The organism is Chitinibacter sp. SCUT-21, assembly GCA_041874755.1.
Classification (GTDB): domain Bacteria; phylum Pseudomonadota; class Gammaproteobacteria; order Burkholderiales; family Chitinibacteraceae; genus Chitinibacter.
The window spans coordinates 283,219-297,012 of the sequence record CP102611.1; the positions used below are offsets into that span (position 1 = coordinate 283,219).

The 13,794-nt window shown below is 48.2% G+C and carries 11 protein-coding genes; 2 read left to right on the forward strand and 9 right to left on the reverse strand.

Features of this window, described 5'->3' with window-relative positions:
- Nucleotides 1-4: 4 nt before the first annotated feature.
- Nucleotides 5-796 carry a DUF1338 domain-containing protein gene (locus tag NT239_01250; protein ID XGA71494.1) on the reverse strand — a complete coding sequence of 264 codons (792 nt, stop codon included), beginning with the start codon at nt 794-796 and terminating at the stop codon, nt 5-7.
- Between the two features lie 178 nt (nt 797-974).
- Here NT239_01250 and NT239_01255 point away from each other — a divergent pair, with 178 nt between their 5' ends.
- A complete protein-coding gene (locus NT239_01255; protein XGA71495.1) occupies nt 975-2,864 on the forward strand; it encodes an MFS transporter in 1,890 nt (629 codons plus the stop codon).
- Nucleotides 2,865-2,912: 48 nt separating this feature from the next.
- Here the strand turns inward: NT239_01255 and NT239_01260 are convergent, their stop codons facing one another.
- From NT239_01260 to NT239_01285, 6 genes are all read right to left on the reverse strand, one after another.
- On the reverse strand, nt 2,913-3,350 hold the full coding sequence (locus NT239_01260) for a DUF4124 domain-containing protein (protein XGA71496.1): 438 nt from the start codon (nt 3,348-3,350) through the stop codon (nt 2,913-2,915).
- A 97-nt stretch (nt 3,351-3,447) separates the two neighbouring features.
- Nucleotides 3,448-4,452, reverse strand: a complete 1,005-nt coding sequence (gene rfaD, locus NT239_01265) for an ADP-glyceromanno-heptose 6-epimerase (GenBank protein ID XGA71497.1) — start codon at nt 4,450-4,452, stop codon at nt 3,448-3,450.
- A 10-nt stretch (nt 4,453-4,462) separates the two neighbouring features.
- Nucleotides 4,463-6,250 (reverse strand): glycoside hydrolase family 9 protein, encoded by a 1,788-nt coding sequence (locus NT239_01270; protein ID XGA71498.1) that lies wholly within the window; start codon nt 6,248-6,250, stop codon nt 4,463-4,465.
- Between the two features lie 65 nt (nt 6,251-6,315).
- Nucleotides 6,316-7,197, reverse strand: a complete 882-nt coding sequence (locus NT239_01275) for an ROK family protein (GenBank protein ID XGA71499.1) — start codon at nt 7,195-7,197, stop codon at nt 6,316-6,318.
- 13 nt (nt 7,198-7,210) lie between these two features.
- Nucleotides 7,211-7,888, reverse strand: coding sequence for a uracil-DNA glycosylase (gene ung / locus NT239_01280; protein ID XGA71500.1), 678 nt, complete (start codon nt 7,886-7,888; stop codon nt 7,211-7,213).
- Nucleotides 7,885-8,289, reverse strand: coding sequence for a PilZ domain-containing protein (locus NT239_01285; protein XGA71501.1), 405 nt, complete (start codon nt 8,287-8,289; stop codon nt 7,885-7,887). Before NT239_01285 ends, ung begins: the two co-directional genes overlap by 4 nt.
- Before the next feature lie 289 nt (nt 8,290-8,578).
- Here NT239_01285 and NT239_01290 point away from each other — a divergent pair, with 289 nt between their 5' ends.
- A complete protein-coding gene (locus NT239_01290; GenBank protein ID XGA72839.1) occupies nt 8,579-9,310 on the forward strand; it encodes a carbonic anhydrase family protein in 732 nt (243 codons plus the stop codon).
- 101 nt (nt 9,311-9,411) lie between these two features.
- Here the strand turns inward: NT239_01290 and acnB are convergent, their stop codons facing one another.
- Nucleotides 9,412-11,997 (reverse strand): bifunctional aconitate hydratase 2/2-methylisocitrate dehydratase, encoded by a 2,586-nt coding sequence (gene acnB / locus NT239_01295; GenBank protein ID XGA71502.1) that lies wholly within the window; start codon nt 11,995-11,997, stop codon nt 9,412-9,414.
- 270 nt (nt 11,998-12,267) lie between these two features.
- A complete protein-coding gene (rmuC, locus tag NT239_01300) occupies nt 12,268-13,749 on the reverse strand; it encodes a DNA recombination protein RmuC (GenBank protein ID XGA71503.1) in 1,482 nt (493 codons plus the stop codon).
- Nucleotides 13,750-13,794 lie beyond the last annotated feature (45 nt).

The window sequence follows — 13,794 nt, forward strand, 5'->3', positions numbered from 1 at the left end:
GCAATTAGCTCATCGCATTGGTGGATTCGAAAATGCGGCTAGCACTAGCGGCAACAAAACCCTGGTACAGTTGCCCATCTTGCTTGTAAAAACGTTCGGCAAATTCGTAATAGCAGCCTGGCACGGCGTACTGCTGAACATCGGCCAAATCAATCTTGACGTTTTTCGCCATAGTTGATGCCTGCATCAGCAATTCTTTTTCACTTCCCTTGATTAGCCCACCAGCAGAATTGAGTACGTATCCCATTGAACTCAGCTTATCTACGACATTGGCAAGAGATACCCCAAGTGAATGAACTGCAATTGTAAAGTGGTTAGCATGAAAACCATGTACGGCTAGCCACGCAGCATATTCACTACAGCTAGCCAGTGCTTGATATTGCGTCAAGCTTGGCGCGGGCCATAATCGACCAGAGTAGAAAACCTCTGCTCCATGTACGCTTGGCGAAGGTAAATCGTGCAACAATTCATTCAATATTCCTTGCGCTTGCTCCGGCAATTGCTGGATGTGCAATTGGCTAAGAAAAATCAAGGGATCGCTTAATCTTGCCGGCACGTAACCCCAGGCGCTAAGGTGTTTATCCGCAAACTGATATGGCGTGTCACGTCGATACCCCAACTCCAACAAAGGCTGCTCTAGGACCGACAAATTAATAGCCGGATGATCAAAGGTGCGAAAAGCAACATGGTCGTTTTGTACACTGGCACCACCGAATAAACCACGAATCGCGTCAGCCTCTGGCGCCAAAAGACAATAATCATCCCATAGCGCAGCAAAAAAAGTATCGATATCCATGATGGCACCTTACAAATCGTACTTACTGCAACATAGAGGTTATAGCTGGTGTGCGACTGCAACAAGCCGACTAGCGGTGATAAATACCTTGCTTTTTTGCCGTTGATACTGATAAATCCATGTCGCAATACACGATTTCAATTAGACTTTGCCTACCTCAAAACACAGAGCGCCAAGAATGAGCCAGCAGCATCAGGACAACCAATTCGATTTATTCAAGCAACGTCGTTTTATGCCCTTGTTTGTTACCCAATTTATGGGCGCATTTAACGATAATTTATTTAAAAATGCTTTTTTGGTTTTGGTGACATTTCATGGTCTGTCGATGATGGGCATGAATGCGCAAACCATTGTGAACCTCAGCGCAGGCATCTTTATGTTGCCGTTCTTTTTGTTTTCCGCGCTGGCAGGACAGCTGGCAGAAAAGTACGACAAAGCCGTTTTAGCTCGCTGGATTAAGATTTTAGAAGTTTGGATTATGCTCGCAGCGGGCGCTGGTTTTATATGGCATAACGCCTCTTTATTGATGTTCTGCTTATTTTTAATGGGTGTGCATTCAGCGTTATTTGGGCCGCTAAAATACTCAGTACTACCACAATATCTAAAAGAACAAGAACTATTAGGTGGCAACGGTCTAATTGAAATGGGCACATTTATTGCCATTCTGCTTGGGCAAATTGCTGGCACCATGATCGTTCAAACTGGTGATCATGGCGAAAAACTCATTGTATTTGCATGCGTCGGCGTGGCTATCGCTGGCTATTTAAGCAGTCGAGCCATGCCCAGCGCCCCTCCGACCGCGCCAGACATTAAAATCAATTGGAATGTCTTTGCCGAAACCATGTTGATTATTCGCCATGTAAAACACAACAAAACTGTATTTAATTGTTTATTAGGCATTTCTTGGTTTTGGTTTTTTGGCGCAGTTTATCTAACGCAATTCCCCGATTTCGCCAAATCGGTCCTGCACGGCAACGCCGATATTTATACCCTACTGATGGCCATTTTCTCGCTAGGCGTTGGCATCGGCTCAATGTTGTGTGAAAAACTATCAGGTCGCCAAATCGAACTAGGCTTGGTGCCATTTGGCTCGATTGGTTTATCTGTGTTTGGCGTGGATTTGTATTTTGCCACCGCTAATTTGGTGCAAACTCAATATACACTAAGCACCTTTATGGTGGAGATCCAGCATTGGCGAGTCCTTGCAGATTTACTTTTAATTGGTGTGTTTGGCGGTTTTTTTATTGTGCCGTTGTATGCTCTGATTCAAGCTCGTACAGAGCGTGAATTCACCTCGCGCGCAATCGCAGCAAATAACATTCTGAATTCACTATTCATGGTAGTCGCTTCTATTATGAGTATTGCCTTACTCAGTATGGGTGTAGAACTCCGTGAGCTACTGCTGATTGTGGCCGTAATGAATATTATTGTTGCGATTTATATTTATTCGCTCATCCCTGAATTTTTAATGCGCTTCTTGGTATGGATTTTAACACATACACTTTATCGTGTTAAAAAACAAGGTTTAGAACATATCCCGAATGAGGGTCCCGCTGTATTGGTTTGCAATCATGTGAGCTATATGGATGCTTTGGTGATTGCAGGCTCTATACGCCGCCCGATTCGGTTTGTTATGGACTACCAAATTTATAAATTGCCCGTACTCAATTTCATTTTCAGAACAGCAGGCACCATTCCGATTGGTACCGCCAAAGAAAATCCAGAAATAAAAGATGCAGCATTTGCACTAATTGCTCAAGCACTTAATAGCGGCGATTTAGTTTTGATTTTCCCTGAGGGGCGTATCACCCGCAACGGGGAAATAAATCGTTTTATGCCTGGCATCGAGCGGATATTGAAAGAAACCCCCGTTCCTGTGATCCCAATGGCGCTACAGGGACTTTGGGGTAGCTTTTTTAGCCGTAAAGATGGCGCCGCGATGATGAAATGGCCGCGCGGTTTGTTTAGCAAAATTGGCATTATCGTCGATCAAGCCATCGGCGCGAACGAGGCAGACCGACAGGCACTCGAAGACAAGGTGCGAGAACTACGCGGCAACAAGCTCTAGTCATAAAAAAGGGAGCGCATCGCTCCCTTTTTCTTCGACAAGAATCATTTATTTACAGTTCTTCTCTATGAAAGCCTGTTTCTCCGCAATTTCTTGGCGTTTTTTATCAGTCTCTAGAAACTCTACCGAGCCTTTTTCGTTGATTTCTTTAAACAGCTTGGCGTTAAGCAAGAAAGACAGGCGCTTCTGCGCCGCGCCACAAGCCGCCTCATCACGCGGAGGGTTCACCACCGCTTGCGCCGGCGTGCTGGCTGCAGGGTTGGGGACAACAGCAGATGCAGCTGATGCATCACCCCGCTTCTGTGTTGCCACACTGGTGACCGCCGTATCGCGAACATTTACTTTTTTTGATTTCGCAACACCTGCCGGTGGCGGTTGATCGGAATACACGACGCGGCCCGTTGAATCAACCCATTTATAAACTTCAGCCTGAGCCGCCATCGATAAACAAGCTGCTGCAATGATGATACTTGTGCTTATACGCATTATTCCAATCTCACCGAATCTAACTTACTCACAATAACACATCCTGCCTATTTTGCTCTGTGAGCGCCTTCTCGACAGAAGGCGCTTTGCCGCTTGATTAACGCTGACAGAGCAGGCTTTCAACGTAGCGTTTCACGCCCTGCTCGACGGTCAAGAATTTTTCTTGGTATCCCGCTTCGCGTAGTAGCGTTAAATCAGCCTCGGTAAAGCATTGATACTTGCCTTTTAGAGCTTCTGGAAATTCGGTGTACTCCAAAATGCCCTGCGCCAGCATCTCGTCCAATGTCAGGACTGGCTTACCTTCGGCAATACGGCACGTGTTGACTGCAGTAATCGCGATATCGTTAAACGGCTGTGAATGACCGGTGCCCACGTTGTAAATTCCGCACACTTCTGGGTTTTCGAGGAACCATAAATTCACTTTAACAATATCTTCCACAGACACGAAATCGCGCGTGTGGCCACCAGCAGGATAGCCGCCATACTCGCCAAACAATTTCACCTTGCCTGTGGCTTGGTATTGATTGAAATGGTGAAAAGCAACCGATGCCATTCGTTCTTTATGCCATTCACGAGGGCCGTAAACATTGAAATAGCGAAAACCAGCTACTTGCGCCGTAATTTCGCCTGAAGCAATGCGTTGGCGTAGCACTTGATCGAACAATAGCTTTGAGTAGCCATATACATTCAACGGCTTTTCGCAATCTGGCGTTTCAATAAAGCCGTTATCACCATTGCCATAGGTTGCCGCTGATGAAGCGTATAAAAACTGTGCCTCTTCGGCCTGGCACCACTCAAACAAGCTCAAGGTGTACTGATAGTTATTATCCATCATGTACTTACCGTTGTGCTCCATCGTGTCCGAACATGCACCTTGGTGCAAGACCGCAGTCACCATGCCATCGAATGTGCCGGACGAAAGCTCTTCGATAAAATCGTGCTTATCGAGGTAATGCGCAATCTGCAAATCCGCTAAATTGCGAAATTTATCGCCGCGCGTCAAATTATCGACAGCGATGATGTCGGTTTCGCCGCGCTCGTTCAACGCCTTGACTAGATTCGAACCAATAAAGCCCGCTGCGCCAGTTACGATAATTGCCATTTTTTACCCCTTATTGATTCAAACTTGCCGTTGTCGCGATACGTGTGCACAGCGCTAAATAAAGCCAAGCTGCGTGCGGCATCCATTGTTCGGTCCAGCGCCAGCTATTGGCCATCGTTGCCACTTCGGATGGACGAAAATCGATATCGCTTTCGTCATCAAGCCCACTGGTAATGCCGTTACAAACACCGCCAGCAGCGTTAAAAAAGCCCGGCTCGTAACGTGGATTGTTGCGACCCCAACCTTGCAGCATACACGCATCGTATGGGTTATTGCCCAATACCCAATCGAGCGCAGCTTGCTCGTATTTTTTTAGTTGCGCGACAAATTCAGCGTCGCCGCTAAATAGTTTTTGCGCGCGAGATGCCGCCGCGGCGATCGACCCCAAGCGGGCATTTTCACCCTGCCACCAGTAGCCAGTACCATTATCGTGCGGAACAAAGAACTGGGTATTGCCCGCAGAGCTATTATTCTGAACGTATTGGCGCGGATACCCAAAGGGGTTATTCACTTCAGCAAAGGTAATCTTTAACTCATAATCGTACGCTTTACGCAAAGCTGCCTTAATCTCGGGCAGCAAGGCATGCTGCGGAGCCACTTCAATAAAGCGCATCAGCGCGATATACGGTAAACCGGCTTCGGCGGCGTGAAAGAAGCTACGCTGGCCCAGATGGTCGGCCATAAACCAGCCTTCAGATTGCTGGCGTGCAAGTAGCGCTGTAACACGACGCTCTGCCGCCGCCAAATACACCGTATCAGGCGCAACTGCGTACAACTCACACGCCGCAAGCAAGGCGCAGTAGTCATCGATAATATTTTCTACGCTGTCTTCGAGGTAAGAAATATTATTGGCCTCAAGATCGCTAAACCCTTTTTTCGCCGCTGCCAAATAGTCGGCGCGGCTGAAATCGCCATCGCGACCGAGAGTTGACGCACGCGCCAATGCCGCAATCGCTGAACCGCCACCTTGGCGATACGCCGATTGATACGTCGCGTATTTATCGCCTTTATTGGTTTTATATTCACACAATGAACGACGCGCTGGGTCTTTACTCCATTGATCAAACTGCGTCATATAGAAAAAGCCCTGCTCGTCTTGCATGCGCACTAAAAAGTCCGCGCCATGACAAGCTTCATCGGTGATACGCTCGTAAAACCATTTGTTAAAGAACGCAACGCGCTCGTCTTCGTTTGGAATCAGGCCCAAAGCAATGTGGTCTTCGATCCAGACTGGGCGCGCTGGAAATTGTCGCAAACCATCGATCAGATTCCACACGATTTGTGGTGTTTGCTGTGGGTTCATGTATTGCGCAAACGACAGGTGCGACATGTATTTCGACGTATCGCCGGAAGCGTCATACCAGCCGCCGTGTACATCACGCACTTGATCCGACTCAACCACCGGCGCAGCACGATCGGCTTGATCGAAAATCCCCGTGCAACGCTGGCCCTTAATGTAATGAACAATATCTGAAATCAATAATTCACCAAGCAAATGCTCGGCAATTTTAAAGGTGTGCGACACAAGCGGCGGCTGCACATCATCCACCACTAAAAAATATTCGCCGATTTGGGTTAACTCAGAAAAGTCAGCCTGCCAGTAGTGGCGTTTTTTGCCTTCAGACGTCCAATTAGCAACTGAGCCTTGAGCCAAAACCGCACCACGACATACCGCTTGGCGCGTTTTCGCGTGATATACCGTGAACGATTTGCCAGTTAATTGATCTGGTGCTGCCTCAATTGTTGCCAACTTTTGATTTGCAGGCTCGAAACCTAAATGGTTAAAAATAATTTTCAAAATTTACTCTCTAAATTCAATAATTAAATGCTGTGCTCAGCAGTCGCCAACTCACTCGCAGTGACCTACGATGAGCGATAGGTATTGAGCCAATTTTTAACCGCCCCAATCATGCCAGCATGATTGCCCGCACTAGCTAAAACGACTTCGCTCATATTTTTGAAATCGGGCAACAGGACAGCCTGTAAAGCTTGTTGCAACTGAGTGAGAAAAACCTCCCCTCGCGCAGTAATGCCGCCACCAATCACCAACCGCTCTGGGTTGATGGCGTATATCAAATTTGCCAAGCCTGTTGCCAGTAAGCGAAACCAATGTTCAACAACTAGCTTAATTTGCTCGTCGCCTTGATCATAGCGCGCAAAAATAGCTCGACCATCTAAGACAGCATCTGCCTGTAGGTGTGCGGCCGCAGCTTGCAGTCCACGCATTGATGCGTGATCTTCCCAAATCACACCATCAACGAGCATATAACCCCACTCACCCGCCGCCGCACGGTGGCCGCGGTAAATCCGATTATTGATAACGACCCCACCGCCAATGCCGGTGCCGATGGCAACGGCAATATAGTTTTCAACGCCCTGCGCGGCGCCGCGCCAACCTTCGGCAATCGCTACGCAATTTACATCGTTATCTATTGCCACTGGCAATAGCAACGCAGTTTCAAGCTCTAGCTTCACATTCGTGCCGGTGTAACCTGCGATGGCTTCAGCAGCGCCCAACACAATACCCGTTTTCGCATCAATCAGGCCAAAACTACTAATGGCGATACCCGCAGGTTGATACTGTGTAATTAAAGGCTGAGCCAAAGTAATCAATACTTTGATCAAACCTGAGCCACCTTCGAGCTTGGGTGTATCGCACAACTGAGCGCTCAATACCTGCCCCGCCTCATCAACGATGCCGTACTTAATTTGTGTTCCGCCAATATCAAAAGCAATTAAATTCATTGAAATTCCAGCGTTAAGCACTCGCCCAATCAATAGGCGTTTTTTGATTTTCGATTAGATACGTATTGGCGGAAGAAAAATGTTTGCAACCAAAAAAACCACGATACGCGGACAATGGCGATGGATGCGCAGACTTTAATACACAATGCTGCGTTGCATCGATCAGCTCGGCCCGTTTATGGGCATGCGAACCCCAAAGCAAAAACACCAACCCTTTTTGTGTAGTTGCTAGGTGTTGAATAATTGCATTACTAATCAAATCCCACCCTTGTTTAGCGTGCGAGCCAGCGCAATCTGCCCGCACGGTCAACGACGTATTCAACAACAAAACACCTTGCGCGGCCCAGCCCATCAGATTGCCGTGCCCAGGCGGAGTCACCCCCAAATCACTTGCTAATTCTTGCCAGATATTGCGCAGCGATGGCGGCGTTTTAACGCCATGCGGTACAGAAAAAGCTAAGCCATGCGCCTCACCAGCTCCGTGGTATGGGTCTTGCCCTAAAATCACCACCTTGATCCGCTCGGGACTAAGCCCATCAAGCGCAGCAAACCAATTTGCTTGCGCTGGAAAAATGGTTTCAGTCTGCAATTCTTGCTGTAAAAAATTTTCTAGTTTCGTAATTTGCGGAAGATTTAGCGTTGGGGCCAATGCTTCGCGCCAAGCTGGCGGGATTTGTTCGGATATATTCATGTTGCTGCTTGTCTTGATTGTTGTATGGCGCGTCTATGGTAACGAAACACCGTTTGCTCAAAATGATCTTGCAACTGCGGGCTCATCGCGCACAGATCAGCAACAAAGCACTTTGTATCGTTACCTGAGGAGTCAACGCTTGCAATTTTTGCCTTCAACGACAGCAATAAAGGAAATTGCAGAGAAAGACACAAATTAATAACCCCCACTTCCCCTTCCGATAACGACTGCGTGCCTTGCCATGTAATTTGATTCATGCCAACACTAATCAATTGAGTGTTAGGCAAATCGATAGTCTGACTTTTCGCCAGCCACAGCAAGAGCAAATCTTGCTTAGCTTGCGCTAACTCAATGCTCTCATGCCCTTGTTCAAAATCAGCCAGAACCATTAAGTAGCGCAACACTTCCCAGTCGCCATGCCGAGGTTCTGCGTCATGCGATTGCCATGCAAATGGCAACTTAGCAGTAAAACTGGGGCCTAAAATGCTATTCATCACGGACGCACGCGAAAAAGATTCGCCAATTATAGCGTTGAACACCACCATCGGGCGCGAATTGAACTGGAAAAATTGGCATTTAAAATTTTGCCGCAGCTAGAATGTAGCAACACCATTTAAAAGGCAGAACAAGATGCGACTCACCCACAGCTTTAGCCTCATCACCTGCGTTTTGCTATCACATTCAATAGCGATGGCCAGTAGTAGCACGCACAGTAAAACAAAGCATACGGCACCTCATGATCCGTCGCACTGGAGCTATGAAGGTAGCACCGGCCCTGAGCAATGGGGCAATATGAAACCCGAATTTGCCACCTGCAAATCTGGCACGCAACAATCACCCATTAACATCAGCGAAACCTATTCACAACCGTTAGAGCGCATTCAATTTAGCTATCAAGCCAGCAAGCTAAACATCCAAAACAATGGCCATACGATACAGCTCAATTACGACCCCGGTAGTTTTATCACCATCGGAGCAGATAAATACCAGCTATTGCAGTTTCACTTTCACACCCCCAGCGAAGAGGCGATTGGTGGCAAACGCTACCCAATGGTGGCGCATTTAGTACATAAAAGTGAAGCTGGGCAATTAGCCGTTGTCGCACTACTGATCAATCAGGGCAAAGATGACAACCCGCTGTTTAATCAATTCTGGGCCAAGCTACCAACCGAGCACAAAGAGACGCGTATTTTCGATGACATCAGTTATAACGTAGCGACACTGCTACCCGGCAACCAAAGCTATTGGACCTTTATGGGCTCACTCACCACGCCACCCTGCTCTGAAGGCGTACGCTGGTTTGTATTAAAAAATCCGCTCAATATTTCTGCCAAACAAATTTCTCGCTTTAAACGAGAATTTGCGATGAATGCCCGCCCATTACAATCGCTATTTAATCGCGCAGTGCTCGATAGCAATTAACATTAGGTATATCTATCCACACCAAACAAGTATTGACCCACAGGTCAATACCCATAAAAAAGCCCCGCATCGCGGGGCTTTTTATTTATATCAAATCAGCATTAGGCTTGAACTGAATCAGCCTCAGCTTGGTATGACTCGATTTGGTTGAAGTTCAGGTATTTATAAACTTCAGCCGATTTCGCATCGAGAACACCAGCATCAGCCATGTACTCTTCAACCGTTGGGATGCGACCCAGACGGGAAGCGATCGCAGCCAATTCAGCAGAGCTCAAGAACACATTGGTGTTTTTACCCAAACGGTTCGGGAAGTTACGCGTTGACGTTGAAACGACAGTCGCACCTTCACGAACTTGTGCTTGGTTACCCATACACAATGAGCAGCCTGGCATTTCTGTACGCGCACCTGCCGCGCCGAATGTGCCGTAGTAGCCTTCTTCGGTCAGTTGTTGAGCGTCCATCTTCGTCGGTGGCGCGATCCACAATTTAGTTGGCAGATCACGTTTGCCTTCCAGTAATTTACCAGCCGCGCGGAAGTGGCCGATATTGGTCATGCAAGAGCCGATGAACACTTCGTCAATTTTCGTGCCAGCCACTTCAGACAATACTTTCACATCGTCCGGATCATTCGGGCAAGCCAAGATTGGCTCTTTCACGTCAGCCAAATCGATTTCGATCACTGCTGCGTATTCAGCATCAGCATCTGGTTCGATTAGTGTTGGGTTAGCCAACCAAGCTTCCATGCTCTTCACACGGCGCGCCAATGTTTTCGCGTCACCGTAACCGTTTGCGATCATTGATTTGAGCAAGACGATATTTGATTGCAGGTATTCAATGATTGGTTCTTTGTTCAGGCGAACTGAACAACCGGCAGCCGAGCGCTCAGCAGAAGCGTCAGTCAACTCAAACGCTTGCTCAACTTTCAAATCTGGCAGACCTTCGATTTCGAGGATACGGCCAGAGAAAATGTTTTTCTTACCAGCTTTAGCAACAGTCAACAGACCTGCTTTGATTGCGTACAAAGGAATCGCGTTCACCAAGTCACGCAATGTGATACCTGGCTGCAATTGGCCTTTAAAGCGAACCAATACTGATTCAGGCATATCAAGTGGCATCACGCCAGTCGCCGCAGCAAACGCTACCAAGCCAGAACCAGCAGGGAATGAAATACCGATTGGGAAGCGTGTATGCGAGTCGCCTCCAGTACCTACTGTATCTGGCATCAACATGCGGTTGAGCCATGAGTGAATAACACCGTCACCTGGGCGCAGAGAAACGCCGCCGCGGTTGCGGATGAATTCTGGCAGTGTATGGTGGGTTTTCACATCAACTGGTTTTGGATACGCTGCAGTGTGGCAGAACGATTGCATTACCAAGTCAGCCGAGAAACCCAAGCACGCCAAGTCTTTCAACTCGTCGCGCGTCATTGGGCCAGTGGTATCTTGCGAGCCAACCGAAGTCATTTTTGGTTCGCAGTAAGTGCCTGGGCGTACGCCTTGGCCTTCTGGCAAACCACATGCGCGACCGACCATTTTCTGCGCTTGAGAGAAACCTTTGCCAGAATCTGCTGGATCTTGCGGCAGACGGAATACAGTCGATGGCGCCAAGCCCAAAGCTTCACGCGCTTTAGACGTCAAACCACGACCGATGATCAAGTTAATACGGCCACCGGCGCGTACTTCGTCGAGCAATACGTCAGTTTTCAGGCTAAAAGTGGTAACCACTTGGCCGTCTTTTTCTACTTTGCCTTCGTATGGGTAGATCGTGATCACGTCGCCCATATGCAGGTTGGTTACATCAAACTCGATTGGCAATGCGCCAGCGTCTTCCATCGTGTTAAAGAAGATCGGAGCGATCTTGCCGCCAACGCAGTAACCGCCGAAGCGTTTGTTTGGCACGAATGGAATGTCTTCGCCGGTCCACCACAGAACAGAATTCGTTGCTGATTTACGCGAAGAGCCAGTACCTACTACGTCGCCCACGTAAGCGATTGGGTGGCCTTTCTTCTGCAGCTCAACGATTTGTTTCATTGGGCCAACTTGGCCTGGCACGTCAGCAACGATGCCTTCGCGCGGGTTTTTCAACATGGCCAAGGCGTGCAATGGAATGTCTGGGCGCGACCAAGCGTCTGGTGCTGGCGACAAGTCGTCGGTATTGGTTTCGCCAGTTACTTTAAATACGGTCACAGTCACTTGTGACGGCACTTCTGGGCGGCTAGTAAACCACTCAGCATCAGCCCAAGATTGCAGCACGGCTTTCGCGTTGGCATTGCCTGCGTCTGCGAGTTCTTTTACGTCATGGAAGTAATCGAACATCAACAAGGTTTTTTTCAGGCCTTCAGCGGCAATGCCACCTACTTCAGCGTCGCCCAACAAGTCGATCTGTGGCTTGATGTTAAAACCACCCAGCATCGTGCCAAGCAATTCAGTCGCTTTAGCGCGAGAAATCAAAGCACAGGTTTCGGTGCCAGCAGCCACCGCAGCCAAAAATGCAGCTTTAACCTTCGCCGCATCATCCACACCCGCTGGAACGCGGTGCGTGAGCAAGTCAACCAAAAAGGCTTCTTCGCCTGCTGGTGGATTTTGCAATAAAGTGATCAGATCCGCAGTTTGCTGCGCAGACAGTGGTAGTGGTGCAATACCAAGCGCAGCGCGCTCAGCAACATGTTGACGGTAGGCTTCTAACACGGCGATACCTTTTTAGGAGTGTGAAGGGTAGTGATTCTTTGCAGTTCTTATTGATATACAGCAAATCTTGTGCATTTTAACGCGATGTGACGATGCTGTGAATCGCAATAGACGTCCGTTTGTAATTGTTTCTTGTGCACTACACAAAAAAGCCCGCATTGCGCGGGCTTGAAACGTTTTAATATGCGATTGAGTCTGAGTCATAAATCACGGGTATACACCTGAAGCACTTAACAAAAAAAGGTTTCAATCACATACCCCAAAGAGCAATTAATTCATTGCTTCAATCAGTGCAGGACTTTCATCCCCCTCTAACCTCACTTGCTCAATTTCATTAAAGCGGCGCGAGATTTTGTCGCTAGTGATACTCACCTGCTGTACATCATCATGCGCTTGGCGAATATGCGTCGCCAATTTCTTCATTCGGTCGTCAAAACGATTGAACTCTTGCGACAATTTGCCAAGGGCTTCTTTAATAATGTGCACCTGCTTGCGCGTTTCAACGTCTTTAATCACCGCCCGCGCCGTATTGAGCACCGCCATCAAAGTCGTTGGCGACACAATCCAAACGCGGCGCGCCATCGCATGCTGCACCAACTCAGGATGATAAGCATGGATTTCTGCGAACACCGCTTCAGCCGGAATAAACATCACCGCGCCGTCCGCAGTCACATTTGGCACAATATATTTATTGGCAATGTCGTCGATGTGTTTTTTAACGTCGGCTTTAAATTGCCGCGTCGCTGCCACTTTATCGAGCTCACCATTAAACATACGGTGATAGTTTTCGAGCGGGAATTTTGAATCAACCGCAACCGTGCCAGTCGGCTCAGGCAGTTTCAACAAGCAATCAACACGCACACCGCCCGGCAAGCTCGCTTGCAATTCGTACACCTGCGCTGGCAACACATTACTGATTAAGTGCTCCAACTGAACCTCGCCAAAAGCGCCGCGAGAACGTTTATCACCCAACAACTCTTGCAAACTCACCACATTGGTCGTTAAGCCATCAATTTTCTTTTGCGCCTCGTCGATCGTCGCTAAGCGCGCCATGACATTGCTGAAGGTTTCATTGGTTTTCTTAAACCCCTCATCAAGGCGTTCGGTGACTTTGCCCGAAATCTCACCCAACCGAGCATCGGTCGCCTTAGTTAATTCAACCACACTCGCGGTTAAGGTTTGTGTGGACTGCAACAGCGCCGCTTGCAATTGCTCCATTTCGCGCTTGGATTGCTCAGCGAGCATCGTTGAGAGTTTAAGTAGCATATCTTCACGCAAGGCATCTTGTTTGCTTTGCAGCGCGGCAGAAATATCACCTAATTGCTTGAGCATTTGCTCGCGCGTTTCGCTTAAGCTCGCGACTAAAGACAGACGCAAGGTCGCCAGCGCATCGCTTTGCGCGCTTTGCAATCGCGCCATTGCTTCACGACTTTCTTTCATTTCTTGCGCCACACCGGTGCGCAAACGCTCGAATGATTCACTCATGCCATCGCGCAGCCGATCACCAGAACGATTGACCGCCTCGTGCAACAAGGCACCATGCTGGGTTAAACCGCCGTGCAAAGCCTCAGCTTGCTTAGTTAAACCCTGATGCAGATCGGACAACATTTCGCGATGTTTGGCTTCCATATCCTGCGTAATGGCTTCAAGCACTTCACGCTGGCTGCTGGCCAATTGCTGCAAACGCACCACCACTAAAACCCCAGCCAACAACACGACCAAGGTCGAAATTCCAAACAGCAATTCCAACATTACGAAAACCTAATTCAATAGCAAAAAGACGATTGTAGGCGATCG

What these genes read in the sequence shown, in the direction of transcription:
- rfaD (XGA71497.1), bottom strand. Translation starts at nt 4,452, where the DNA reads ATGGCAATTATCGTAACTGGCGCAGCGGGCTTTATTGGTTCGAATCTA.
- NT239_01275 (XGA71499.1), bottom strand. Translation starts at nt 7,197, where the DNA reads ATGAATTTAATTGCTTTTGATATTGGCGGAACACAAATTAAGTACGGC.
- NT239_01260 (XGA71496.1), bottom strand. Translation starts at nt 3,350, where the DNA reads ATGCGTATAAGCACAAGTATCATCATTGCAGCAGCTTGTTTATCGATG.
- NT239_01255 (XGA71495.1), top strand. Translation starts at nt 975, where the DNA reads ATGAGCCAGCAGCATCAGGACAACCAATTCGATTTATTCAAGCAACGT.
- NT239_01290 (XGA72839.1), top strand. Translation starts at nt 8,579, where the DNA reads ATGGCCAGTAGTAGCACGCACAGTAAAACAAAGCATACGGCACCTCAT.
- rmuC (XGA71503.1), bottom strand. Translation starts at nt 13,749, where the DNA reads ATGTTGGAATTGCTGTTTGGAATTTCGACCTTGGTCGTGTTGTTGGCT.
- NT239_01250 (XGA71494.1), bottom strand. Translation starts at nt 796, where the DNA reads ATGGATATCGATACTTTTTTTGCTGCGCTATGGGATGATTATTGTCTT.
- ung (XGA71500.1), bottom strand. Translation starts at nt 7,888, where the DNA reads ATGAATATATCCGAACAAATCCCGCCAGCTTGGCGCGAAGCATTGGCC.